The sequence below is a fragment of the Pseudomonas sp. MDT1-16 genome, from assembly GCF_054898115.1.
The window spans coordinates 4,598,526-4,622,256 of record NZ_CM142717.1 but is presented as its reverse complement, the minus strand read 5'-3'; the positions used below and the strand labels follow the sequence as shown (position 1 = coordinate 4,622,256).

Genomic DNA, 23,731 nt, shown 5'->3' with positions numbered 1-23,731 from the left:
CAAGGAGATGCAGTAATGATTGCAAGCGTAGGCGCCGCCCTTATACCGGACGCATATACCGCGCAATTGCGGCGGGTTTTCCAGGCGCAGAAGCAGCATCAACATGCGATCAGGCAGACCACAGCTGAGCAACGGATCGCGAAACTGAAAAAGCTCAAGCAGGTCATCCTCAAGCATAAGGATGAAATTGCCGAAAGCGGCTATCTCGATTTCCAGCGTCCGCACGTGATGAACTACATTTATGAAGTAGGCATCATGGTCACTCAGATCGACTACAACATTTCGCACTTAGCGCAGTGGATGCGCAACGAGCCCATTGAGCTGGTGTCCGCCGACGCCGAATCCGCCGAGGTAATTTACGAGCCCAAGGGCGTTGTGCTGGTAATCGGCCCGTGGAACGTGCCCTTCGCGCTAACACTGTATCCACTGATTTCCGTGATTGCTGCCGGAAACACCGCCATCATCAAACCCTCCGAGCTGACGCCGGAAAACAGCGCGATGATCCGCAAGGTGATTGCCGAGTGCTTCCCAGAAGAAGAAGTTGCGGTGTTTGAAGGAGGGATTCCTGAAACCACGGAAATCCTGAAACTGCCCTTCGACCACATCTACTTCACCGGCAGTCCAACGGTGGCCAAGGTGGTAATGCGTGCGGCGGCTGAAAACCTAGCCTCGGTCACTCTGGAGTTAGGTGGCAAAGCCCCTGCTATCATTCACGAGAGCGCAGATCTTGACAAAGCCACGTATCGCATCGTGAACTTCAAGCAGCAGAACGCTGGGCAAATCTGCATGAATACCGATTATGTGCTCGTGCCCCAGCAACTTCAGGCTGAGTTCGTAAGTAATGCTAAGCAGTATTTGCAGGAAAGCTTCTGCGCGTCGGGCACGTTCAATTACGCCGATTATCCACAGATCGTGAATCAGGCCAACTACGATCGTATCCGCCGTTTGTTCGATGACGCTATTGCCCGCGGTGCTAAGGTGGAGGTGGGCGGTGTGTTCAACGATGAGCTGCGCAAAATACAGCCCACCATTTTGAGCAACGTGCCAACAGATGCGGCGCTCATGAAGGAAGAAATCTTCGGGCCATTGCTGCCAATTTTCAATTACCAAACGCCCGAAGAGGCGGTTGCCTTCGTACGTCAGTTCGACAAGCCGCTCACGGTATATGTATTCAGTGAAGACCGGGATTTCGTGTCTTACGTGTTGAACCACACGACGTCCGGCGGAGCTACGGTCAACGATGTCTTGTTGCAGTCGATACTGCCCGAGCTGCCAATGGGCGGGGTGAACCAAAGCGGTATTGGCAAGGGCTACGGTAGAGCAGGCTTCATCGAGCTATCGAATGCCAAGGGAGTAGTTTATCAAAAATCAAGCGCGCCTAAAGAACAGTTTCTGAGTCCGCCCTATGATGGAAAAGCTGCACTTGTAGTTTCTCAATTCGATCAGATGAGTTAATCGGTAAACCCATTGCTGTTTTATATTGCGCGATGTGGAGGTGCATATTGAGTCACTGGCTTATCTTGGAATAAGCGACAAGCGTTGATAATTAAGATTCGATTCGAAGCGATAACTATCTCTTGAAAAATTAATAAGGAGGCAGGTTATGATAATTATATGTATCTGTAGCGCATCTGCATTATGTATGGTTAGTAGTACCTGGCAGGTTATCGCAAATAATGGCGCGCAACTAAAAACCAGAATTTTGGCAAAGGTGTGGTTATTAAAGCGAACTTTTCCAGTCTGGGGTAGTTGAATTGAAATTTTAACGTTGTACCTGAAAAATCACATCAATAATAACAATAAGTTGAGGGTTTTTATGAACATAAAAATACTAGCAGCAGTCGCGTCCTTTTCTCTCTGGTACGCAGTCCCCAGCCTAGCGAACAACGGCACTCAATTGACGGGATACGGTGCAAGGGCTGCCGGTATGGGAGGAGCGTCAGTTGCCTTGCCACTGGATTCTTTTGCCGCGGCGAATAACCCAGCAGGCATGGCAGAGGTAGGCACGCGATTTGATGGAAACTTGCGGGTCCTATATGTCCACTCGGACGTAGAATTTTTATCCGAAAATAATGATAAAAGTGGCTCGCTTATAATCCCAGTTCCTGAAGTTGCTTTCAATTATCAATTGAGCCCAGATGTTACTCTCGGACTAAGCACCGCAGGCAGTGGCATAGGCTTCGCATATGACGATCCGCTATTACCTATACCTGGGCTCGTTAAAGCAAAAGGCTCGTTGCAACAAGTGGTCGCTCTACCCACCTTAGGTTACAAGTTAAACGAAAATATTTCAGTCGGCCTTTCTTTGGCGATCGCCGCCCAGAGATTTAGAGTACAAGGAATTCCATTGCCAGATGGAAGTGGCGGGCTACCGAGTCATGGGTATGAGATGGCCTATGGTGGCGGTTGGCGAACTGGTGTGTTGTGGAAAATTAATGAACAATTTTCACTTGGTGCATCATATGCCAGCAAAATAAATATGAGTAAGATGTCTGGTTATAAAGACGATTTATTATCTGCAGCTAATGGCTCTATAGACATTCCTGAACAATATGCTTTCGGCATCGCATATATGCCAACTCCTGGCTTAAGTTTCGCTTTGGATTGGCAGCATATCGCGTGGGATAATGTCGCTGCGTACAATCGTCTTTTCGGGTGGAGGTCCCAGGATGTGTATCGTGCAGGTGTAAATTATGAATTGGATGATCGATGGTCCGTTCGTGGTGGGATTAGCCACGCGCGGAGACAATTCCAGTCTGATTTTACGGCAAACAACGTAATTCCGGTCGCAATCAATCCCGATGCGATCACGGTGGGTTTCACTCGTAAGTTTGATGGAGGCAGCGAATTGACGGTTGGTTATGAGTACGACCTACCGAAAAGTGTAAAAGGCACTGGTCCCAGTACCGGAAGCAAAATTGATACAGATTTGAGTTTTTTAACCATCGGTTATGGATTGGCATTTTGACTGTGCGGAAAACAGTTTAAAGCATGAAAATATAGTTAAGGAATATAGCTTCTTGGTACTCACTTTGTGTCGCCTAACAGTGAGGCACAAGAAGCTATTAACTGATTCATGTTGATCATTTTTGTGTGTGAAATGTAGTAACTTTTAAATCCGAGGAGGGGCGAAATAGATTAATGTGCTAGAAGCCATGTAGTGGTTTGGTGAATACGTTTAAAGTTTTTGAGTCCGAAGTGCGCTCTAAGCGAACGCTAAAATTTTTTGCCTGTGAGTTGCCTTTTACAGTATGAGAATGTATCTATGTTGATACTTAATCTTGAAGTGGCTCATGCGTGGTGTTTTTCATAGTTGGATTTGCACAATGGATGCCAGTACCGATGATTGATCTAAAATACCCAGTTGTTTATGGCCGTCGTATTGTTACGGTCACCTACCGCATATGATTAATATCATCGCGTAGAGGAGGTTTTGATACGAGCTCTGATTGTTCAGATTGTTCACGCTCATTCTGGGGATCGGTTTTTTGGGGGGGGAAAAGGCGCAGCGAATTACCTAGCTACGTAAGCACGGCGCAGAGCGGAGAAATTCCTTTAGATGCTTTTATTACTCACAATATGGGACTTGAGTAGATCAGCGAAACGTTCAAGTTGATGCATGGCCGAAAAGTAATCCGCGCAGTCATTCACTTTGATTGATAACGACCGTGAAGCCGAATTAGTGCTGCACTCATTATTTTTCAGGTTGCGTGTCGAGTTCTGGGTTTAATTCATGTTATGTGTGTATTTCAGAGTTTATAAAAGTTTGACGTTGTCGGAGTTGTCGGGAATTTTTAATTGGTTTTAACAATAAAAAGAGTGAGATGATGAACGCACGAAGTGGCTTTTTCGCGAATTTTACTGTTCAGTCTAAACTTGCATTTGGCTTCTCGTTAGCGATCTTGGTAGGACTGACTTGCCCTCTCTCGGCTTTTTTCGGCACGTATTTGCTATCAGATGTGTTGGATAAAAGCCTGGCCGCTGGGGAGCTCAAGAACAAACTCCAAGAGTTGAGCACCGCTGAAATGCGGTATATGCTCCTTGGAGATCCTGAATCGCGTCGGCTCCAAACTTCAACATTAGAGCAGGTGGATCTTAGCCTTAATCAAATAGCTCGATTATTTGGTAAAACGAGTCCAGAAGAACTGAATAGATTGAAGCTGGCGTTGCAACTTCATGCGAACGAGTTGTATGCGTCAGATAAAAGTAGTGCGTCGAATACCCGCGAGATCAACACTCTATCCGTTGTAAAGTGGGATTCAGTTGATGCGCAGATAGCAAGTCAACGTGTGGCTTTGGGCAACGCTGTCGAAGATTTACTTAAACTTCTGCTTAAAACTCGCAGTGATGGCATGTATCTGATCTACGTACTCCTATTTACCACATCCCTTATGGCGATGCTCGCCAGCACCTTTGCAGTGTGGTTAATTTCTCGCCAATTGGTCCCCCCGCTGAAGTCTACGGTGCAATTTGTTGAGCGGATCGCTGCGGGTGATTTACTTGAGGTAGCCCACTCTTCGCGGCGAGATGAAATAGGTCAGTTACAGCGCGCAACACAGGCGATGTCGGTTGGCTTGCGTGAGTTAGTGGGAAAAATTGATCAGGGAGCGCTGCAGCTAGCAGAGGCCTCTGATCATCTTTCAGTGGACAGTGCTCAGTCGCAACGTGATGTTGAACAGCAAAAACTGGAAGTTGAGCAAGTTTCGACAGCCATCAACGAACTTGTGATTACCGTGCATGATATAGCTAAGAATACAGATTTGGCCGCCAGTGCTGCTTCTGTCGCTGATGCAAAAGCGCGAGAGGGAGAACTCGTGGTGAACAGTGTCGTCGATCAAATCGAGTATCTTTCTCAGGAAATGAATGATCTAGATGGAGCCATGAATCGCTTGCAGCAGGACAGTGAGCGAATAGGTCAGGTGTTAGATGTGATCAAAGCTCTTGCGGAACAGACCAATTTATTGGCATTGAATGCTGCGATCGAGGCTGCTCGAGCGGGCGAACAAGGTCGTGGTTTTGCTGTGGTTGCAGATGAGGTCCGAGCATTGGCGAGGCGTACACAGCAGTCTACGTCTGAAATTGAGGAGCTAGTTTTGGCGCTCCAGGATGGCAGTAGTAAGGCTTCAGTGCTCATGGCTCGTGGTACCCAATGTACCGCTGAAGCTGTAAAGCAAGCGCAAAGCGCTCGAGTGGTGCTTGTGGATATAAATCAGTCGGTTGCAAGCATTCAATCCATGAATCTGCAGATTGCCGCGGCGGCAGAGGAACAAGGGGCGGCGGTCGGAGAAATTAATCAGAACATTTCAAATGTTCGTCTCATGGCTGACCAGTCTTCGCTAAAAGCCACGAGGGCCTTGAACTCTATCAGGGAGCTGGCAGGTTTAGGCAGAGATCTGAAAGCGGCGGTAGGTCGATTTCGTTTGTAGTCTGTATGGCTTGGTTAGGTAACGCGCCTCGGCTTGCACGCGGTTTCATCGGCCTTCGGCATGCCCCACATTTGGCATGATTTCCATGCCTTGAGACTTTACTGACGACCCTGTTTTGCACAAGTTATAAGTTAGCAGAGCTTCGGAAAATTGATTTGAACAAACTCGTCATATTCAATACAGCTTGGGTATTACACCCATGCGCTGATGTAGAGGCTGGAGCTGGACGGAACGCTCACCCGCCTAGACGCTGAAAACCTCAATGTCGTATTCCGTATGGCCCTTGGGCAGCGTCTTCTTGAGTTAGCGCAGTGTCGAGCGGGATGATAATAAAGTTCCAAAGCGTTAAATTATTTTTATACCTTTTTGTTTGGGATTGCTCAGTTTTTTGTGTGAATGTGCCCCTTAGGAATACTCCCAAGGGCATACTCTTGTCCTAAGGGTTCGGCCAGCATTCAAGATTTTATGGCCTCGAAACACATACACCTCAACCGATAGTCTCAGATGAATATGAATCTGGCGAATGCGGGAACACGTTTGTCTTGGTATCGTTTAGAAAAACCCGGCCATACACGTAGGCATGAATAGCGCGGGCCAGCACCTGACTTTCAACATCGCGTCCCAACGAAACATAGTCTTCAGGGCTCTGAGCATGAGTGATGCGAACGATGTCTTGCTCGATGATCGGCCCTTCGTCCAAGTCAGCAGTCACAAAGTGTGAGGTCGCGCCAATCAGTTTCACGCCGCGATAAAACGCCTGCTTGTATGGTGGGCGATACCCTAACTCCCATTCTGCCTTTTGGTTTTCGCCATTACAGTTCCATAGTAGATGAAGTATCGTAGGTTTTTTCTTGAGCAACGTTCGGCTGTGGCATGAAATACTGTTCGTAAAGCGTGCGATTGAATGTATCAAATCCTGGCCAATAGTTATCCCAGTCATCGTAGTCATAACGCAGGGCGTGTTCACGCTGCTCATCGTCGAGTGTTGGCCAAACTGCTTCAAATCGGCGCCTCCAGTCACGAGCGCTCAACAGTAAATCTGCTGAGGCCTCATCCATTTTAGCGAACTTAATTAATGCTTTTTTAGCGTAGTCCTCATCTTCAACTATTCTTGGATCAACTTTTTTGTTCACAGTATCTACAATGCTTAAAATCCAGCCGATGGTTTGAAAGCGACAGCGGCGCGCAGACTTAGACTCTTGGCTCAGTGCGTTGATTTCAACCCAAGCCAAATCTTGCTCTTCCCGATGTTCGATGTGAATGATGTAAGAGGACATGGTTGGTTCCTTTATTAAAGTTATAGGAAAAATTTAGCATGGCATTTTTTTGCTTGCAAACGATTTTGGGTTGACATGATTGAAGAGTAAGTTATACGAGTGGGTTTGCTTAGCGTGTGGCTTAGCTCAGTCGGCAAACCTTCGATGTAATTGATTTGGCGATATCTGAAAACAGTATTAGATTTCTGTGGTTCCGAATAGCGCGTGTCAGGGGGGCATTTTTAAAATCAATTCGGGGGGCACGTTTGAATGATACGAACGGCGACGTCTTCTGGACTGATCAATCACCCTAGGCTGTCACTTGCATTTTCCGTTGGGAGCTCTCGTTTTTGGATGAAATTGAGGCGGCAGTTTGGTCGCTGGCTCAGCAGCATTATGGGCCTGACGATCTTAGTATTTTGGTGAGTGATGCCCTGGACAACTTCAGACGCACACCTGGTTTGGATGCCCCGGTACGCCTGCACGCATCGAACATCGGAACCCAAGCGACGCAGATGCTGTGGGCGAAACTGCACAGCAGAGCATGGGTACTCAGTTCGCGAGCGGACGCGTCGCAGTTTGTGAGTTTGCGGCAGGGCGTGAGAGTCCATCTGCTGCGCGCAATACAATCCAGGCTGCTGCAGGATGGTTGCGCGAATGACGCCGTCAAAGAGGACTTTCTGGGCTGGGAACTTGGGTTGTGAGGGACAAGGCGTGATGTCACTTTCACCTCCCCTGGCAGACCTCGCGTAGGCCACGTAATGAGTGCTGTGGCGGCTTTCAAACGATGTCACGAGCCTCTTTTAGCCTACATACCCGTGGTCGATTCTTTCGAGTGCGTCCTTAACCTGCGCATAGCCGGCTTCATTGCGGGCAAGCTCGATCGCTGAGCTGCCACCGAACGCCGTTTTGGGCTGGTTCAGCCAAACATCAGCCCGTGCTTTGCTGCCAAATACCGCCTCTGCTTGGTGCTGAACCAATTCAACGTAATTCATTTTGGGCTCTCGTGAGGTTTGCCGGTGTGCGCTCGGTTTTAGGGATGGCCAGCACTGCTTTTTTTTGCAGTGGTGAAGTCGACGATTACCTAGATGATGTTACGCAAGGGTAATCGAAAGCCGACCCGCCACAAGCTGTAAAAGCGCCCTTGTCACCTGCAGTCAGCGCTAGTTTTCTATGCGGGCCATGGGGGCATAACAATGGACGTTGCAGTAAGAGCCTTCGTTGGGAATACGAGTAAAAAAATGTTGAAGGTGCTATTGAATGCCTCGCCAATGCATTCGTGCTCTACACCATTCAAGTCGCGCAACAACACAACGGAAGCGGCTGTCATTCGACGACCTGGCGGTGGAACGAGCCTCCCCAGCCGGTGGGTGAAGTCGATGAACCGATCATTGGGAACGCCGAATTGTTGCTTGAATGCTTGAATGCTTGAATGCTTGAGAGACTTCAATCCGTCGAACAGGTGCCACTGTGCCTCCGGTGGGAAGCTGCATCAGCGGCTCAAGCGCGTAGAGCACACATGCGCGATGGTGTGTCCTCACGTACTCGCGCGACAAGGCGTAGACCGATGCGCCAAAATATTTTGCCAGTGCCATTGGGGTTTTGATCACGCAAGCCATATCAGCGGCTTTGTTTTTATACGTGTCCCCCCTGGAAAAGCGCATAGCGAGCGAAGTTGTTTGCTTTGCGTTCAAAAAGATCGGCAATGGTAGGGGAGAGCGTCAGGTCGCAGTCTTGAAATATTTTAAACGTGTCACGGTGTGCTGGTATTTCATGATGGCCGGTCTCATGAAGCTTCAGAAATGTTTGCTTGGATGCGACGACGCTTTCGTCGATATGAATGATGTGCTCATTGGCATCGTATAAGCCTAAGACCTTTGATAGCGCGGATTTGAGTAGCTTCCCCGCTGCCGCTATTTTCTGAGCCACATAAGCTAAAAAATTGGCAGCGTCGCGCATTCCGGAGAGGGCGACCCGCAGCTTGGCAGCTTCGAGTTTGTCTTTGGGGCCTGGAAAAATCATGGCCTTAAGCTTTGAGTTCCTGCGGGTAGTGCCGTTTCCAGCTAACACTGACGGGTGAAGTGCGCCTACCCAGCGCAGCCAGTATCTACCAAGCCAATATAAGAAGCGCAAGCCTCCCAAAAGGCCGCCCTGATCGTCTATTGCGGGGGTACAGGGGGAGTAGATGGATGTCGCCAGGCGTACTGATGACACATACCAGTAGGCTTATCGTGACTGGCAACCTTCAACCTTAGGTCGGAGCTGCCGAAGATTCGCGAGAAGCTACGAAAACGTTCCTACTGGCTCCTAATTTTCTTCAGTCAGCTTCCATTTATTCAATTTATTACAAAGTCTGCGATACCTCTTGAAATTTTGGATCCATCCGTCATCATGGTGGCACTTCAACATGTCAAGGAGTATGTGATGTCGTCTCCAGCAATCAAGATCGAAGAGTCGACTCAGTCGACCATCCGCCACAGTCTTGCAAAAGGGCAGAGCACTAACCCGGCCATCCAGCGCCTGCGTTCGCGCGTGTTGACTGAGTCGGACGTCAGCCAGGTCATCACCAGCTACGATCGCATGCACCACCGCCACAATCGTTCGTAAGTCGCCTGAATGGACGCCGCTAAGTTCTCGTCGTTTTTGGTAAAAGTGGCATCGCGGTGCAACCTCGATTGCGATTATTGCTACGTCTACCATCACGCGGATCAGAGTTGGCGCTCCATGCCCAAATTCCTCTCCGTGGAGCATCGAGAGGCATTTGCTCAACGACTCGCGGAATATGTACTCCAGAGTGATCTGAAGCACTGTACCGTCATCCTGCATGGCGGTGAGCCTTTGCTGGCTGGTGCCCAATCGCTTGCGAACTTTGCAGCACTCCTTCGCAAGACCTGCACCATTCCTGTGGATGTCAGTTTGCAGACAAATGGCCTGTTATTGACCGACGAGGCGCTAGGTATCCTTGCAAAGGCTGACGTTGGCGTTTCGCTTAGCCTTGATGGCCCCCAATCCGCTAACGACAAGCATCGCCTAACCCGGAAGGGACGCTCCAGCTTTGAACAGACAGAGCAGGCCCTTAGGCGCCTGCAGCAATATCCGTCGATCTTCGCGGGCGTCATTGCAGTGGTGGACGCCTCGACCAGTGCGACTGAGCTTTTTGAATATTTTGATCAGTTCATCATCCCACGCCTCGACTTCCTGCTACCGGATGCCCATTGGTTGCGCCCACCCCCGGGTCGTAACCAAGATCCGGGCCTGTACGAGAATTGGCTAGTCAATGCGTTTGATGTCTGGTTCGACAAGTACCCGCATTTACCACTGAGAACCTTTGAAGCCCTGCTCGATGTCTGCGCTGGGCTACCTTCCGGTACCGATGCATTTGGCTTTGGCGACGTGAGTTTGCTATCGATTGAAACCGATGGTAGCTATCACGATCTGGACGTTCTGAAGGTTACTCAGGAAGGGGCAACCCGGCTCGGTGGAACGGTGTTGGACACGCCTATTGCCGAGGTGGCGCGCTCACCCTCTATCGAGCAGCACCGGCGCTATCTTCGTAAAGATGGTCTGTCAGACACCTGCCAGTCCTGTGCGATTGTTGAGATTTGTGGTGGGGGATCACTCCCTCACCGCTTCGGCGCGGATGGTTTCAATAATCCTACGGTGTACTGCAATGAGATGAAGCGTCTGGTGGCGCATATCAGCAATCGTCTGACAGAGCATCTTTCCTGCGAAACGTTTGAGGAATCGCTGGTTCCACTTCCGGAATCATTTGAGTTAGCTGGTTTCGAGCTAGCAGAGTCCTCTCGGCCACATTTGATTTGGCTGTGTGCCGGCGCAAAAGGAGATGCTGTACAACGCCTGCATGCGGCGTTGAACTTGTTCCCTGAAGACAGTCGTGCAGCACAGCTTGAAACGATGGATGAGGCCACCTTCGAACAGGTGGCGCTCCATCCAGGTTCCATTGCATGGTCAAGTGCGGCAATGGCCCAAAATTGCGGGCATGCGTTGTTAGCGGTGGATGGTCATGCCATTACCGTCAGTCGGGACTATCTGGATATGTTGCTCGCACTGGCTGGTGAGAAAAAAGCTCGCGTAGAGCTAGATATTGCCCGCAACGACCTCTGGCTGAGGGCTCCGTTCGGAGAAGCGATTATCTTCGAAAACGACGAGATTGCGGAGACTGGACGGTCGCTCGTCGAGCGTGCCATGGCGATCGTCAAGGCTTGGCGTCCAGAGCTTGCGGCTGAGATGTTAGCGGCGTGCAGCGCTGTTCAATTCGTTCGTGACCCCAGTGCGGATCCTCACAAAATCGTGTCATTCAGTGACAACTCCGTTCCCGGCGCGCTCTACGTGTCGATCTCTCAGGGCGAGGTTCTGATTGACCCTTACGATCTGGCAGATTCACTGATCCATGAACATCGTCATCAGAAACTCTACCTGCTGGAGCGGTACGCACCAACCGTGGAACGTACATCCGCCCAAGTCATTTCTCCTTGGAGAGAAGACTTGCGTCCACCGTCGGGGTTGCTCCATGCAGTCTTCGTTTTTGTAGAGCTCAGACGTTTCTGGATGCATGTGCGCGACCACGGGCCAGCGGGCCTTAATTCGCGCGCTATAAACCAGATTGCAGACACCGATCTGCACTTGCAGCAAGCGTTTGCCACGCTGAAGGAATGCCCATTGACGCATATGGGGCTGAGTCTTGTTGAGGTATTGAACCGTGCCGCCAAGGAAGGGACAAAGTCCAATGAGTTTGCCGATTACAATTCCGCTGTCCCGACTGTCGCTTGATCCGCAGCAAAGACATGCTCAACTGCGGGACTACTTCTGCGATAAGGATGCAGTAGCCAGTCAAGTCGACGATCTATGGGCCTTGGCGCTGGATTGGTCGGATGATCCATACCGGTATGTCGACCCCCGACTCACTGAGGGACTCTCATGGTGGGGGGGCGATCTTCGCTATCAGGATATGGCAGCTGCTCGTAAGCGCAAAGGGCGAGTGCTGTTGTCATTGAATGATACCTGGACACTGGAAAGTTGGAGTGAGTGGCTGGCCAAGAACCCGGCGCATCCAGACATCACCGTGCTCCATGTGGATGACCATAAGGATTTGGGTGCCCCCCGACTTTTCGAGCGGGCTGACGGTTGGGTCGATCCCATCAAAGGGCAGGCTGTGAATCTTCATCAGCCCGACACCGTAAGGAATGCGATCATGAGTGGTGCGTTGGGCATGGGAAGCTTTTTGACTCCCTTCCTTCACTACGCCCCTGCCACTGACGTACGTCACCTTTGCCAAGGCCCCAAATGCGTTGGCACGGTCGATTCAGTGATCAAGCTGGAGTTACTCGCAGATACGTTGTTGAGCCCCACTGAGTTCCGTCCCGGAGTCTCGCTTGTCCCTGATGAAAATGGGGCGGGTCGCGGGCGTTATCGGTTCACCGACGACCTTGACGCTTGGCTTGAGGGGCTTGAAGGAGGTGGCACTGCTATCCTGCTTCACATTGACATGGATTACTTCTGCAACCGGTACGACGGAGACAGCGATTCTGTGGAGCACCCGTGCCCTTTGAACTGCCCGTTGCCAGAGGTGTTGAGTCGCATCGATGAGCTCACTCAGGCGTTACATCGACACGGCTTGGTGATTCGTCTCGAAGACATCGTAATTGCCTTTTCACCAGGCTTCTTTCCGGCGGAGTTCTGGGCTCAAAGTTGTGATCGGCTTCTGCTGGGCTTGGGGGAGTCGCCATGGTTCGAACGCTAAGTAGCCCAAAGCCGAAAGTATCCAAGCGGCAGACACTCAAACCCCCCGCAGTAAAAGCCAAATCAAAGCTGGGCCCTGTCTGCGCAGACGCTGTCGAGTTGATCAGCACCCCGGGTTCGCGTGAGCGAGGTGGTGGGCCAGGAGGTGAAGCATGGATCATATTGTCCAACGGTAAACGGGCAGGCACTGCTTACATCAATTTGGTGAATGATCCTGTGCGCGGCCACCATCCATCCTTTCACGTTTTCCTGAACAGACCTAGCCAAGGCCGGCAGATCGGTCGCATTGTCTACCAGCGTTGCTGTGCACTCAGTCAGCATGATGTCGTCTACGCGCACATGCGTAAATCAAATACCGCATCTCGGAAGGCGGCTGAGCATGCTGGTTTTGTCGATGTGACGACACCTGAGGATGCTCAGCTTGTATTGGTTTGGCGTCGGCAACCCTCTGGAGCGGCCGGTGAGCAGTCGGTATGTACTGAGGGTGAACTCGTAGGTGGTCAAAATGAAATCCAATCACAGAAAAATGACGGCAGTCATCACGAGATTGAGCTGTCCACGGATCAGGTCAACGAGATAGTTAAGAATCCTATGAGTTCGATTGAGTTAAATTTTGACGAGAAGAATGAAGACGTGCTCATTTGGAATGGGCAGGTGGTAATGTCGCGAACCGAGGAGGAATATTTCAAGGCTCTGTTTCAGCGACTGGCTTACCTTAAACCGACTACCGTGCTGGAAATCGGTTTTGGGCTAGGCATTTCGGCCGGCCTCATTCAGGAGCATATGAAACCTGCCCGGCACGATATTTTTGAGATCGAGAAGGCCGTCTGTAAAGACCTGGAGCGTTTTTCCGAGGCAAATCCGTCTGTGCATCCCCACTGCGGAGATTGGAAGCAGTCCAATATCGATCAACAGTACGACTTCATATTTTTTGACCCATTTGATTACTCACCGAACGAGAAGAGTGCTGAGGAGGAACGTGCCGATACCTCTGGGCGCATGAAGCTTCTGTTGAATCCTCGCGGCGTTCTTTGTCATCCTCACTTTGGCGATGGCGACGTGCCTGATCTGCCCGGCTTCACAACTGTTATCGTCGAGCGCCTGAAGGTTTCGCCTATCAGAATGGCCGATGAAACATCCTGCGAAGATGTAGCCATTGTTTTTCATCAGCCAGTAACTAGCGAATGACATCGGCGGCTAAGTAGGGAGCCTGGACGGTCAGCCTTCGCATTTGCATTGCAACGCGACTGTACACTCAGCCGTCGCGTTAGTGATCGCTTAGCGACCTTTGTTGAAGGGCAGAACCACTGCACTTTCCTGGCTGGTCTTAGGCGATGCGTCTAAGGAGTCTTTCAGCTTAGCCAGATTAACAACGGGAGCCTTATTCGTGAGGTAAAACTCTATGCCTACATACTCGGCTTTAAATCACATGGTTCACGGCTTCGCCGAGTGGGTAAGATGCCGAGTGACGTGGCTGACAAATTCGCCATGAGGACTTCTTCGTTCATCCCATCTTTTTTTTGCACATTTTGGCCGTGGGCGTAGATCAGCCGTGGTCAGGACGAGTCGCTGTTTTGCTCTCGAAACGCCAACGAAAAATACGCAACGCTCCTCGGCGAGCTTCCCCCAGAACGCCTGTGTCTCGACGCCGAAGACGATCACTGAATGAAACTCAAGTCCTTTGCTTTTGTGCATGGTGAGAAATCGCACTGCCGCATCGTCCGAGAGGCGCGCTAACGCTTTCGGTAACTCAGAATCGATAGCCAAGTGGGCTTTGATGCGATCGCGGGTCTCCCGAACAACCTCCTTCAAGCGTTGCTTAGAGTGGTAATCCGCAGAGAGTGCAGTCAGGGCCGAGGCGCCCAGGTTTTTGAGAAGCTCAAAGGTTAGCTCCCACCAGGCGCTATACGGCGTTTCTGACTTGCGGGTTTTCTTAATCTGTCTGGCGTGGGCACGATAGGTTTCCTCAAATATCCGGTGAGCACTGCTCCGGCTATCGTCGTCCTCAAAGGGCGCGAATTGCTCCATCAGCCTTGACCAGGCTTGCGCGTCGCCTTCGCCGTAAAGGCAGATCAGATAGTCGATCACAAGGCGTGCCGCAGGCTCTTTGAGGAAGTCCTGAAGGTCGTGGTCGTTTCGAAAGGGGATGCCCAGAAGCGAAAGTTGCTCCATCAGCGCTTCGCCATATTCGCCAATCTGGCGAGGCATCAAAATCGCGATTTCGCTAGGGGGAACCTCCTCGACTGTGATCCAGTGATCAATGAGGTTTGCTAGGGCCTGAGCTTCTTCAGCGGAGTTCCGAAAATGAAGGGCTACAATTTCCCCACCATTGCCTTCGATTAACTCATCCGGCATGACGGCTGCTGCATCAATCTCCCGAATGACATCGTTTTGCATGCGTAGCAGGCTTGGTTGCGATCGGAAGTTTAGGAATAGTCTTAGCGGACGCGCCTCAAAGTCATCAGCGTAGGTTTTGAAGATTCCTTCCAGTGCACCCGCCCAACCCATGATGGTTTGCTTGGTGTCACCCACGGCCGTCAGAATGGCCGGCGTATCAAGGAACAGCAGCTTGATCAGCTCGTACTGCTCCGCTGTGCAATCCTGAAACTCGTCGAGGAACACGTGCGAATACGTCTTTCGTATTGCATTACGCGCAATTTCGCTTTCCTTCGCGATCCGCAGGGCAAACGGCAGTAGATCATTGAATGTAATTTGCTTGCCCGCGATGTACTCCGAGCCGATTTCATAATCTTGGCACAGTGCTACATCGACCAAGACAGGACGAAACTGGTCAATGATTCGCTTGGCAAAACCATGGAAAGTGATGCTGTCGAAACGTGAGGCGTAGTCCCAGCCACAGCGCAGTTGTATCCGCTGTTTGAGGTTCCGGCTCGCATCCGTTTTGAACGAAACTGCAAGGATCCGCTTCGGATATCGGCAACTATTTGTACGAAGCAGGAAGTCTGCGCGCTGAGCAAGTACCTCGGTTTTTCCGGCGCCAGGCCCAGCAGTCAGCACTACAGACTTGTCTCTCTCTCGAATAACCTCCCAGGCGTTTCGCTCCAGCCGAATACCAGGCGAGGGCACCCACCGCTCAGGCTTGATCATTCCGGCGACTCCTCAAGCCTAGCGATGACTCTGTCTGCCAACCGATTGAGCGACGCAGGTAAAGCAGCAAGCAGCTTTTTGTCGGTAAGCCTTCCGAGGGCGTTTAGATGCGCCGCAGGCTTGCTGCTCAATTTGAAGAGCTTGTGGTATGCGGCGAACCAGTTTTGCTCCGCCTCGCTGTACTGATCTGGATTGAAGTGGCTTTCCCCAAGGACTGAAACGTAGTTTTTTGCAGTGGCAGTCATGGCCTCAGCTTCATATGCCTCCGGGAAGGCGCACAGCATCGCGAAATCGAGATCCAAGGGGGCCGAGAAGAAGATGTTTCGGTTTTCGAGCTCTTGGAAAAGGCTTAGTTTTTTTTCATCGGTTTTGAACCAGTGTTTTGTTCGTACTGGTGCCTTGGGATCGTTCCATGCAGGTCGTACCCAGCCGACAGGAAGGTTGAGATGCGGCGTGAATTGCTGAAGTTGATCTCGTACGTACCCAATGCGCCCCCAGCCTCCCTGATGACGGCCAACATCCAGATCAAGGAGGGTGATGTACGGGGTTCCGATCGCTGAAAGCAGTCGCCAGAAATGATTGACATGGCGGCCTCCCAGAGGAGCGATAGCAACGGCAAATTCATCGACCGGTGCACCCTTTGCCTGCAGAATCCTAGGAAGCACGATCTCTTCGCTGTCTCCTTCTCCGAGCACAACCAGGCGGGCGAAGTAGACCTCAGGGAAGGCCTGTACGGCTTCCCTGACAAATTTGTAGGCATCGCTACGCTTCGGGGGCAACCGGATCTTCGAGACTTGGGTACAGCGATCTTCATTCAATCGAAGGTAGCGGATGTTCTCCGGCTCGACCCGACGCAGCATGGAAGGTGCTTGGGTCGCGATTAAAGCTTGAGCATCCACACCTACCGAGGACTTGAGCGAATTGACGATACGCCCAAGGTAGTGCGGCGACAGGCTGTTCTCCGGCTCTTCCACCGCCAATATCGTAAACGCTGGTGGCTTCAGCTTATGCGGATCGAAGGAAGTATTTTTCCCCGATCTTACGTCACGGCCGATTGAGAGAGCGGACAGAACCAGTGAGAGGTAAAGCATGGACTTTTGACCGTCGCTCAGCCGCACGAAGTCCACGTCGGTTTCACCGTGGCCAGGGCTGAAGGACACGGACAAGTGCCTGAGCAACGCTTCGATCTCGGAGTTTTCAAAGGTCAGGCGAGGTGAAGCGAAAAAATCACCCTTGTGCAGACGCTGCCATGCGGTGCTGAGGCTTGAACTTAACGTTTGTACCGACTCGTTTTCGGTCAGGCATTCGGTGATTTGTTCAGTAAGCTCTCTTACAGTCTCACGATCATCGCTCCAGTTGGCCGCGCGCAAGAGGCGGCCCAGAAGCGCAGTTGCCCCGTAAGCAACATGGTCGGACGGATCGCGCCGTGCAGGAAGGTAGTGGAGATGGATGGTATCCCGGTGCCGTTTAGGCACTGTCGACGTCGCTGCGGGCTTGTCTTCCTCATCCATTTTCGTGACGAAAAGGAACCGCTCTTCAATTTCCCCATCCTCGTACATCGTCGCTTCCAGGCGAAAACGTAGTCGTGGGACTTCACCTGCTGCGTTTAGTGCCATCTGCCCGAAGAACGGCGGAACGGTATCGTCATCGTCGTCATCCAGCGTTTCTTCGAAGGTGAAATCCGCCTCCAGCCAAAACTCGCGCTGCTCCAGCGGCTCTTTTTCCCCGACGGGAACGTGGAAGTCTGAACGTCGGACTCGCCTCAAATTGGGTTCAAACGCAAACATCCGGCAAAGCGCCTGCAAAGCAGCAGTCTTGCCAGCGCCATTGGGGCCCAGTAGGTAGGTCACGTCCTCGAAAGAGATTTCCATCGTGGCCGGGCCAAAGGACTGAAAATTGCTCACTCGCAGACTGCACAGCTTCATCGCTCAGCTTCCGTTCTGGTTTGTTTTTTAGTTCACCTCCACGGAATCTGAACTGGCGCGGCGGATAAATTCCTAGGGCCGATTCGCTTGGCTAGGAGGTGTCGCCCAGCGGATGGAGCATACGTCAGGTGTGAGCTGGTCGACTATCGGTGCCGGCATTTTGAAGGCGATAGCAATCGGGGACTTCAGTGTTGATAGTATGGAGAGGGCCGGTTGGTTTTGGATTGCCGCAGGGGAATCAACATATCAAACGCAAACCGGTCTTAGCGAACCCGGCATCTGGGAGGCGGAGATTTTTTGCTGCGAGACGTAGCTCAGTGTGAAGCGCCTTGCCCTGAAAGACTCGCTCTAGGTTCAGCGTTTTTTCTTCTTCGCGTGTTGTTTTTTGGCAAACTCAGCTGCTTCACCACTATCAATAAAGTCGAACGCAAAATTTTGAGCGTCCAGCACATTGGTGAATCTCTTTCGTCCAGACACATGATTGATGATCAATTTGTAGTTGTTTTGATCTGGCACGATCGCGACGGTGAGCCCGCTGTGTTTGGTATTCAAGAAGTCACTGCCACCTTTCCATTTCGTCGATGACATGAATCGCCTGTAACGTCCAAGACGTCGCCTGCCTTCGGCTGCCTCTTTCGTCCCTGTAAGGTTGTCGCAGCAATGCGTTCCTACCCCCATCTGCTCCCAGTGCTCATGTTGTATGTAGTGCACGTAGCGAATGGCGTTGTCGCACAGTTCGCAGTTGCCGCTCAGGTCGCCTAGGTCTTCTTCTCCGACGTACTTCCACCCTGTATCCGGTCGTATTTCGCCATGGTGTCTTGCATGGCAACCTCGACACAACGTTTCGCAATCGGACGTTTCGTATTCCCAGGGTTTGCGGGTGCTGATGTAGCGTTTATGGTGAACCTGCAGGACAACATCATCATCCCTTGATCGCCCGCACTCCACACATCTCCCATCATCTAGGGTGATGATCCGTTCTCTGAATGCTGACCAGAGTTTGTGTGCATAGAGATTTGCCATGGCGTACCTCCAGTCCTTGGATTACGTCTAGTTGTACTCAATACGATTTCGCCAGCGGTTTAGTGGCTACAGAGCCTACCCCCTTTCTTGCGCCGGAGTGAGGGGGTGTTGCGAGCATGCCTTTTACTCGGCAAGCGGAGGCCCATAAATATGTACCAACGCACCCAACGCCATAACGCTTGCAATGATCGCCATAAATAGAGGCGTTTGGGCCGCCTGAGGCCCCTCTGCCAATCCAAAGCTCAAAGCACAAATCAGTACCGTCAACGCAACAGCAATTTTACCCATGGGTGACCTCCAGATTGACAGTGGCTTAATGAGGTTGGAGTGCCACTACGTTTCTTCAGAGTAACTGAGCTGAATAGAGTTTTCACTACTCGAATTCAGCAAAAGCCGCCTGCAAATGGCTCACCTTGGTCATGCTGGCAATCAGGTGGGGAGCAACATTTCTTAGAACATTCGGCAGAGGAACGGCGGGGTAGGTTTCCGAAGATGGCTGAGACTATCGAGGGGAGAGAAGGTTACTGCTAGCGGTGTGATCGTCGGGGCGGTTGATGAAACGCAGGGCGGTTCGGTGAGAGGCGCAGATGGCCCGACGGCTCAAGAGGTCTGGGTACCTCAGGTGCCGTCGAACACTACTACCTCGCTAACCACTTAAAGCGTGGGCACTTTGTCGTTTGTTTCGCAGGTTTCCATCGTCGCGTCGAGTATGAATTGTCGGGGCGACTGGTTCTGTATGTTTGCTGCCTTGTTGACCTTGTCGGTCTGCTTGACCCCAAAGGTGACCAGGTAGGGCTTGCCAGCGATGGCGGGCGGCGGAGATTTACGGCTCATATCATTTCTTTCCTTTTTCCAAAACCTGCTCTGCCTTCTGCAGAGTGGCTTGCTTAATGAGTTTGTTCACGGAAACGCGCTGACCGGTGCACCGCTCGATCAAGTCAATCTGAGCGTTGACCGCATCGGCTTGCTTTTGAGTGAACGAAATGTGTTGCTCGCGCTTCATCGTGAACTGATCCGGCAAGTCCGGTACAGCAAAAACGACGTCGGTTACCGCTGTTTTTTGTGCTGCTTGATCAGCAGCGATGTGGGAATTGAACGTTGTCATTCTTGAAACCCTTTAATAGAGGGCTAAGCCCTCTGTTGTCATGAATGGACAAGGCTGAGCCCAGCAGGCTTTGCTTCATCCGTCGTACCCTAGTAGTGATGCGTATACGAGATCGCATCGACATTACTGAGTGGAAAAACTATAATCGGCTCGCAAATTATTGTCACCTGTTTTTAAAAGTATACGCAGATGAGGGGGTAAACGTGGTGGAGAGCAAGGTCAAAAAAGCGATAAGTGTCCGGTTCGATCCCGCCGAATACGCACACTATTCGGCCATGGTTGAGGATGCGGGGCTCGCCGTCAGCGATGGCTTACGGTTTTTGATGACTGAGAAATTGCGACAGGCAAATGAAGCCGACATGGGGAAATTTCGAATCAAGTGCGACTTTCGATGGAAAACCCCTGATGTAGCCTTTCCTGAGCACGTCGGAAACATGCTGGTGTCAGTGAAGCCACCTCAAGGTTTATCCGTCGACCTCTTGCAACGGCTCGTCTTCGTCATTCCAGAGTTTTGGGAGGAGTCCATTCATGGTTGGGTGGAGTCCTTCCGGATTGACTCGGCCTATTTTCACCGAGTAACAGAAGAGGGATATGTAAGAACCAGTGCCAAGACGTCGCGAAATGTCACGAGCTTTCACCTCCTCAAGAGCCGGTGGCGAGCAGCCGTATTCGACTACGGCAGTGGGTACACTGTGGAAGAGCTAGAAGGCCGGATCCAAGCTGCGGTTACGTCTCACTTTACCCAGACCATCCGGTGTTACCTCATTGGTCATCTGCCAGAATCTCGGGTACTCCCAGAGGAGCTGTACAACGAGATGATGAGTTTCCGTGATGAGAATACTCTTGATCAAATGATGGCCTTGTAGTGGAGATGCTGGGGGTTTCACAGAAAAGCTGCTTCGACCAATTTTTTAATTTGACGGTGGTGTGTGACGATTATTGACCAGCCAGCAGTACTGAATCGTGACTCCATTGTCCTTCGCCTGGATGGAGTTCCAACTGCCATCGAAGAAGGAATGGCTGGAGAGGGGTTCTTGCTGGATTCGATGGGGAGTTGGCGATCGTTGACCGGCGATGGCCTTCATGAGGTCGAAAGCCAGTGTGTAGATCTACACGATGAGCTTGCTGCCAAAATTTTCGGGAGTATCAGCCACTACTACAGCGTTTTGCACATTGCCCCACCCTTTGTAGTTGAGGCTGGACTCAACTCGGAGTCGCCTATAGGACGCAATGAGTTCGAACAGCTATTGCTGGCGTTCGCGAACCTCCCTGAGCTCAACCGATTTTTGTATCTGTACGACTGTCGCATGCTGGTGTCGGCTATTCAGGAGTGCACAAAAGAGGTGAGTCAGCTCACTGGCGAGTTTTATCGCATACTCAACATGGAGCCTTTTTTCACACCTGGAATTCGCCTTGAGGACGGACTCCGGTGGAGCACATCACCCAACGTCACGAATCTCAACGCGATACTCGGGTTCCTATTTATCCGAATGCACAGCCTGCTCGATTACCTTGCCAAGCTTGCGATGGAGACGGAAAACCTTCGAGCAGATTTTACGACTTATCCCAAGCTCGTCTCGTCCAAATTCCTGTTTGGGCAGCGGAATCGATTGGCTCTTAATGACCGCAGGGGATCTCTTTTCGAGTCCTGTGAAGAGGTGCAGGAGGTCGAGTCTGTTCGCAATCTGCTCATTCATGATGGGCTGCTTGACGATATGCCAAAGGCCTACGAGGTTATTCAGAATGGGATGGCAGTCGAGCGTTTTGTATTGATGCCAGATCGAGCGAATGGCCAATTTGAGCGCTATAAAAATCGACGGCTTTTTTATGGTCGAGAGGACAAGATCAACCTTCGTCTAGCTAGCCTTGTACGCGCTTTTCAGTTCCGAGAAGTCGAAACGCTTAAGGGGATTCGAGAGAATCTTACATCAGTAGATTAGCGTGAGATGCCACGGCTTTGAGTCGTGGCTGGGCCCCTAGAGGGCGAAGCTAGAGCGGTAGATTCGGACTCTCACGCCTACTCGTAAGGCAACTCCCCGAACAACCCAATCATCAAGTCACCATCCAGCACCTCAAAAGGCAGCTCAACGTGATCGTCTGGATGGCGGGGAGTGGCCCGACCATCATGAGGGCCATTTTTTGTGTGACCTTGAACGCGCTCGCCGTTCTCTTTGATGTAGGGAAGAACCACAATGCGTCCGTGGTTTTTGGAAAGTATGGTGCCTTTGTACCAAATGGTGTTCCCGCTCTCCGATGAGGACTCACCGCCGCTCACTTTGACGATCCATTTAGCGGTCTTCCCCTCATACCACAGCACGAACTCACCGATTACCACTACCTTTATCCCTCTGGACTCGGCATCACGCAGTATTTTCTGGATGCTCGCCAATTGGAGGAGCTGGTTTGCTCGGGGGTGCGGATTCCACGGCCATCCGGCCACCTATTCCATGAACATCCGGCCACTGATTCCACGGTGATCCGGCCACCCGTTCCACGCTCATCCGGCCACCCTTAAAGCAGGCAGCAACGCAGGATTAATTCACTACCATCGACCTCTTTTATCGAAGCAGAGAGGTCGTCGTGGAGCGGTTATCCATGCGTAAAATTAGGGAAGTGCTACGTCTCAAATTCGAGGTCGGCCTATCTGCCCGCCAGGTCGCTGTCAGCTTGCAAGTGGGTCGAGCCAGCGTCGGTGAGTACCTCAATCGCTTTGCTGCCAGCGGCCTGACTTGGCCCACGCAGTTGTCGGACGCCGAACTGGAGCGATGTCTATTCCCGCCAGCGCCGACGGTTCCCAGCGATCAACGTCCGATGCCGGACTGGGCTCATGTCCATGCCGAGTTACGTCGCCCCGGCGTCACCTTGGCCCTGCTCTGGCAAGAGTATCGGCTCACCCATCTGCAAGGCTTCCAGTACAGCTGGTTCTGCGAGCACTACCGCCTCTGGGCTGCCAAGGTCGACGTGGTCATGCGCCAGGAACACCGTGCCGGCGAAAAGCTGTTTGTCGATTACGCCGGCCAGACCGTGCCGGTCATTGATCGGCGAACCGGCGAGATCCGCCAGACGCAGATCTTCGTCGCCGTCCTCGGCGCGTCCAGCTACACCTTCGCCGAGGCCACCTGGTCGCAGAAACTGCCCGACTGGCTGGGCTCGCACGTACGCTGCTTCGCCTTTCTCGGCGGTACATCGCAGATTCTGGTACCGGACAATCTGCGCAGCGGCGTCACCAAGGCGCATCGCTACGAGCCGGATATCAACCCCAGTTACCGCGATCTCGCCGAGCATTACGGCGTAGCCGTGCTGCCCGCGCGCTCGCGTAAACCCAAGGACAAAGCCAAGGTTGAAGTCGGCGTACAGGTAGTCGAGCGGTGGATCCTGGCGGTGCTGCGCAACCGCCAGTTCTTCTCGCTGGGCGAACTCAACACAGCCATCGCGCTGCTGCTGGATCGCCTCAATCAGAAGCCCTTCAAGAAGCTGCCCGGCTCACGCCGGTCAGCCTTCGAGAGCATCGACCAACCGGCGCTGCAAGCGCTGCCGGAACACCCTTACGTCTACGCCGAATGGAAAAAGGTACGCGTCCACATCGACTACCACGTCGAGGTCGACGGCCATTACTACTCGGTGCCGTATCAGCTGGTGAAGCACCAACTCGAAGTGCGGCTGACTGCGCAGACCGTCGAGTGCTTCCACGCCAACCAGCGCGTGGCCAGCCACCTGCGCTCGCCGCATAAAGGCCGCCACACCACCCAAACCGAACACATGCCCAAGAGCCACCGCGAACACGCCGAATGGACGCCGCAGCGACTGATCCGCTGGGCAGAGCAGACGGGCCCAAATACGGCCGGCGTCATCGCCTACATCCTCGAACGCCGAATCCATCCGCAGCACGGCTTCCGCGCCTGCCTGGGCATCCTGCGCCTGAGCAAACAGCACGGCGAAGAGCGGCTGGAAGCCGCTTGTCAGCGTGCGCTGGCACTGGGCGCGTGCAGTTACAAAAGCCTCGAATCGATCCTGCGCCAAGGGCTGGAACGGCTACCGCTGGCCCAGCAAAACCTGCCGTTACTGCCCGAAGAACACATCAATCTGCGCGGCCCCGGCTACTACCACTGACCTGAAAAGGAGCACCAA

General features: G+C 52.1%; 21 protein-coding genes and 2 pseudogenes. 12 read left to right on the top strand and 11 right to left on the bottom strand.

Going from position 1 to position 23,731, the window contains the following annotated elements; genetic code table 11:
• Positions 1–15: 15 nt before the first annotated feature.
• The 4 genes and pseudogenes from ACYZT3_RS21130 (at position 16) to ACYZT3_RS21115 (ending at position 5,426) form a co-directional block, all read left to right on the top strand.
• Complete coding sequence (locus ACYZT3_RS21130) at positions 16–1,455, top strand: aldehyde dehydrogenase family protein (protein WP_462030643.1); 1,440 nt, start codon at positions 16–18, stop codon at positions 1,453–1,455.
• A gap of 361 nt (positions 1,456–1,816) precedes the next feature.
• Positions 1,817–2,968 carry an OmpP1/FadL family transporter gene (locus tag ACYZT3_RS21125; protein WP_462030642.1) on the top strand — a complete coding sequence of 384 codons (1,152 nt, stop codon included), beginning with the start codon at positions 1,817–1,819 and terminating at the stop codon, positions 2,966–2,968.
• Between the two features lie 497 nt (positions 2,969–3,465).
• Positions 3,466–3,660 (top strand): annotated as a pseudogene (locus tag ACYZT3_RS21120) (S-(hydroxymethyl)glutathione dehydrogenase); the annotation flags it as partial.
• Positions 3,661–3,824: 164 nt separating this feature from the next.
• Positions 3,825–5,426, top strand: coding sequence for a methyl-accepting chemotaxis protein (locus tag ACYZT3_RS21115; RefSeq protein ID WP_462030641.1), 1,602 nt, complete (start codon positions 3,825–3,827; stop codon positions 5,424–5,426).
• 487 nt (positions 5,427–5,913) lie between these two features.
• Here the strand turns inward: ACYZT3_RS21115 and ACYZT3_RS21110 are convergent, their stop codons facing one another.
• Together ACYZT3_RS21110 and ACYZT3_RS21105 are read right to left on the bottom strand one after the other, a co-directional pair.
• Positions 5,914–6,285 carry a formyltransferase family protein gene (locus ACYZT3_RS21110; protein ID WP_462030640.1) on the bottom strand — a complete coding sequence of 124 codons (372 nt, stop codon included), beginning with the start codon at positions 6,283–6,285 and terminating at the stop codon, positions 5,914–5,916.
• A complete protein-coding gene (locus ACYZT3_RS21105) occupies positions 6,239–6,703 on the bottom strand; it encodes a hypothetical protein (RefSeq protein ID WP_462030639.1) in 465 nt (154 codons plus the stop codon). The genes ACYZT3_RS21110 and ACYZT3_RS21105 overlap by 47 nt, the downstream gene beginning before the upstream one ends.
• 329 nt (positions 6,704–7,032) lie before the next feature.
• Between ACYZT3_RS21105 and ACYZT3_RS21100 the strand changes: the two genes are divergently transcribed.
• A complete protein-coding gene (locus ACYZT3_RS21100; RefSeq protein ID WP_462030638.1) occupies positions 7,033–7,386 on the top strand; it encodes a hypothetical protein in 354 nt (117 codons plus the stop codon).
• A 99-nt stretch (positions 7,387–7,485) separates the two neighbouring features.
• On the opposite strand, the gene ACYZT3_RS21095 is transcribed toward ACYZT3_RS21100, so the two are convergent.
• Positions 7,486–7,677 carry an antitoxin Xre/MbcA/ParS toxin-binding domain-containing protein gene (locus ACYZT3_RS21095; RefSeq protein WP_462030637.1) on the bottom strand — a complete coding sequence of 64 codons (192 nt, stop codon included), beginning with the start codon at positions 7,675–7,677 and terminating at the stop codon, positions 7,486–7,488.
• A gap of 640 nt (positions 7,678–8,317) precedes the next feature.
• A complete protein-coding gene (locus ACYZT3_RS21090) occupies positions 8,318–8,704 on the bottom strand; it encodes a hypothetical protein (protein WP_462030636.1) in 387 nt (128 codons plus the stop codon).
• 402 nt (positions 8,705–9,106) lie between these two features.
• Between ACYZT3_RS21090 and yhhA the strand changes: the two genes are divergently transcribed.
• The 4 genes from yhhA to ACYZT3_RS21070 are packed head-to-tail and all read left to right on the top strand — an operon-like array spanning position 9,107 to position 13,630.
• The gene (gene yhhA, locus ACYZT3_RS21085; RefSeq protein ID WP_462030635.1) at positions 9,107–9,289 is read left to right on the top strand and encodes a YhhA family cyclophane-containing RiPP; all 183 of its coding nucleotides are present in this window, start codon (positions 9,107–9,109) and stop codon (positions 9,287–9,289) included.
• A gap of 9 nt (positions 9,290–9,298) precedes the next feature.
• A complete protein-coding gene (yhhB, locus tag ACYZT3_RS21080) occupies positions 9,299–11,473 on the top strand; it encodes a cyclophane-forming radical SAM/SPASM peptide maturase YhhB (RefSeq protein WP_462030634.1) in 2,175 nt (724 codons plus the stop codon).
• The gene (locus tag ACYZT3_RS21075) at positions 11,430–12,443 is read left to right on the top strand and encodes a hypothetical protein (RefSeq protein WP_462030633.1); all 1,014 of its coding nucleotides are present in this window, start codon (positions 11,430–11,432) and stop codon (positions 12,441–12,443) included. Before yhhB ends, ACYZT3_RS21075 begins: the two co-directional genes overlap by 44 nt.
• Positions 12,428–13,630, top strand: a complete 1,203-nt coding sequence (locus tag ACYZT3_RS21070; RefSeq protein WP_462030632.1) for a GNAT family N-acetyltransferase — start codon at positions 12,428–12,430, stop codon at positions 13,628–13,630. Before ACYZT3_RS21075 ends, ACYZT3_RS21070 begins: the two co-directional genes overlap by 16 nt.
• Before the next feature lie 246 nt (positions 13,631–13,876).
• Here the strand turns inward: ACYZT3_RS21070 and ACYZT3_RS21065 are convergent, their stop codons facing one another.
• The 6 genes from ACYZT3_RS21065 to ACYZT3_RS21040 all read right to left on the bottom strand — a co-directional run bounded on the left by ACYZT3_RS21065 (position 13,877) and on the right by ACYZT3_RS21040 (position 19,603).
• On the bottom strand, positions 13,877–15,550 hold the full coding sequence (locus ACYZT3_RS21065; protein ID WP_462030631.1) for a UvrD-helicase domain-containing protein: 1,674 nt from the start codon (positions 15,548–15,550) through the stop codon (positions 13,877–13,879).
• Positions 15,547–17,475: an ATP-dependent nuclease gene (locus tag ACYZT3_RS21060; RefSeq protein WP_462030630.1), complete on the bottom strand. Its 1,929-nt coding sequence runs from the start codon at positions 17,473–17,475 to the stop codon at positions 15,547–15,549. Before ACYZT3_RS21060 ends, ACYZT3_RS21065 begins: the two co-directional genes overlap by 4 nt.
• A gap of 354 nt (positions 17,476–17,829) precedes the next feature.
• Positions 17,830–18,498: an HNH endonuclease gene (locus tag ACYZT3_RS21055; protein WP_462030629.1), complete on the bottom strand. Its 669-nt coding sequence runs from the start codon at positions 18,496–18,498 to the stop codon at positions 17,830–17,832.
• Between the two features lie 123 nt (positions 18,499–18,621).
• On the bottom strand, positions 18,622–18,786 hold the full coding sequence (locus ACYZT3_RS21050; protein ID WP_448110821.1) for a hypothetical protein: 165 nt from the start codon (positions 18,784–18,786) through the stop codon (positions 18,622–18,624).
• A gap of 366 nt (positions 18,787–19,152) precedes the next feature.
• A complete protein-coding gene (locus ACYZT3_RS21045; RefSeq protein ID WP_462030628.1) occupies positions 19,153–19,332 on the bottom strand; it encodes a hypothetical protein in 180 nt (59 codons plus the stop codon).
• A gap of 1 nt (position 19,333) precedes the next feature.
• Positions 19,334–19,603, bottom strand: coding sequence for a hypothetical protein (locus ACYZT3_RS21040; RefSeq protein WP_462030627.1), 270 nt, complete (start codon positions 19,601–19,603; stop codon positions 19,334–19,336).
• Positions 19,604–19,647: 44 nt separating this feature from the next.
• On the opposite strand from ACYZT3_RS21040, the gene ACYZT3_RS21035 reads away from it, so the two are divergent.
• The gene (locus ACYZT3_RS21035; RefSeq protein ID WP_462030626.1) at positions 19,648–20,469 is read left to right on the top strand and encodes a hypothetical protein; all 822 of its coding nucleotides are present in this window, start codon (positions 19,648–19,650) and stop codon (positions 20,467–20,469) included.
• Positions 20,470–20,532: 63 nt separating this feature from the next.
• Positions 20,533–21,543: a hypothetical protein gene (locus tag ACYZT3_RS21030; RefSeq protein WP_462030625.1), complete on the top strand. Its 1,011-nt coding sequence runs from the start codon at positions 20,533–20,535 to the stop codon at positions 21,541–21,543.
• 77 nt (positions 21,544–21,620) lie between these two features.
• Here the strand turns inward: ACYZT3_RS21030 and ACYZT3_RS21025 are convergent.
• Positions 21,621–22,016 (bottom strand): annotated as a pseudogene (locus ACYZT3_RS21025) (hypothetical protein); the annotation flags it as partial.
• A gap of 182 nt (positions 22,017–22,198) precedes the next feature.
• Here ACYZT3_RS21025 and istA point away from each other — a divergent pair.
• On the top strand, positions 22,199–23,713 hold the full coding sequence (gene istA, locus ACYZT3_RS21020; protein ID WP_462030624.1) for an IS21 family transposase: 1,515 nt from the start codon (positions 22,199–22,201) through the stop codon (positions 23,711–23,713).
• Positions 23,714–23,731 lie beyond the last annotated feature (18 nt).

Excerpts from the sequence above, each read along its gene's own strand:
- ACYZT3_RS21070 (WP_462030632.1), top strand. The coding sequence starts at position 12,428 with ATGGTTCGAACGCTAAGTAGCCCAAAGCCGAAAGTATCCAAGCGGCAG.
- ACYZT3_RS21045 (WP_462030628.1), bottom strand. The coding sequence starts at position 19,332 with ATGAGCCGTAAATCTCCGCCGCCCGCCATCGCTGGCAAGCCCTACCTG.
- ACYZT3_RS21090 (WP_462030636.1), bottom strand. The coding sequence starts at position 8,704 with ATGATTTTTCCAGGCCCCAAAGACAAACTCGAAGCTGCCAAGCTGCGG.
- yhhA (WP_462030635.1), top strand. The coding sequence starts at position 9,107 with ATGTCGTCTCCAGCAATCAAGATCGAAGAGTCGACTCAGTCGACCATC.
- ACYZT3_RS21035 (WP_462030626.1), top strand. The coding sequence starts at position 19,648 with ATGGACAAGGCTGAGCCCAGCAGGCTTTGCTTCATCCGTCGTACCCTA.
- ACYZT3_RS21060 (WP_462030630.1), bottom strand. The coding sequence starts at position 17,475 with ATGAAGCTGTGCAGTCTGCGAGTGAGCAATTTTCAGTCCTTTGGCCCG.
- yhhB (WP_462030634.1), top strand. The coding sequence starts at position 9,299 with ATGGACGCCGCTAAGTTCTCGTCGTTTTTGGTAAAAGTGGCATCGCGG.
- ACYZT3_RS21115 (WP_462030641.1), top strand. The coding sequence starts at position 3,825 with ATGATGAACGCACGAAGTGGCTTTTTCGCGAATTTTACTGTTCAGTCT.
- istA (WP_462030624.1), top strand. The coding sequence starts at position 22,199 with ATGCGTAAAATTAGGGAAGTGCTACGTCTCAAATTCGAGGTCGGCCTA.
- ACYZT3_RS21055 (WP_462030629.1), bottom strand. The coding sequence starts at position 18,498 with ATGGCAAATCTCTATGCACACAAACTCTGGTCAGCATTCAGAGAACGG.
- ACYZT3_RS21040 (WP_462030627.1), bottom strand. The coding sequence starts at position 19,603 with ATGACAACGTTCAATTCCCACATCGCTGCTGATCAAGCAGCACAAAAA.
- ACYZT3_RS21065 (WP_462030631.1), bottom strand. The coding sequence starts at position 15,550 with ATGATCAAGCCTGAGCGGTGGGTGCCCTCGCCTGGTATTCGGCTGGAG.
- ACYZT3_RS21095 (WP_462030637.1), bottom strand. The coding sequence starts at position 7,677 with ATGAATTACGTTGAATTGGTTCAGCACCAAGCAGAGGCGGTATTTGGC.
- ACYZT3_RS21075 (WP_462030633.1), top strand. The coding sequence starts at position 11,430 with ATGAGTTTGCCGATTACAATTCCGCTGTCCCGACTGTCGCTTGATCCG.
- ACYZT3_RS21105 (WP_462030639.1), bottom strand. The coding sequence starts at position 6,703 with ATGTCCTCTTACATCATTCACATCGAACATCGGGAAGAGCAAGATTTG.
- ACYZT3_RS21050 (WP_448110821.1), bottom strand. The coding sequence starts at position 18,786 with ATGGGTAAAATTGCTGTTGCGTTGACGGTACTGATTTGTGCTTTGAGC.
- ACYZT3_RS21130 (WP_462030643.1), top strand. The coding sequence starts at position 16 with ATGATTGCAAGCGTAGGCGCCGCCCTTATACCGGACGCATATACCGCG.
- ACYZT3_RS21125 (WP_462030642.1), top strand. The coding sequence starts at position 1,817 with ATGAACATAAAAATACTAGCAGCAGTCGCGTCCTTTTCTCTCTGGTAC.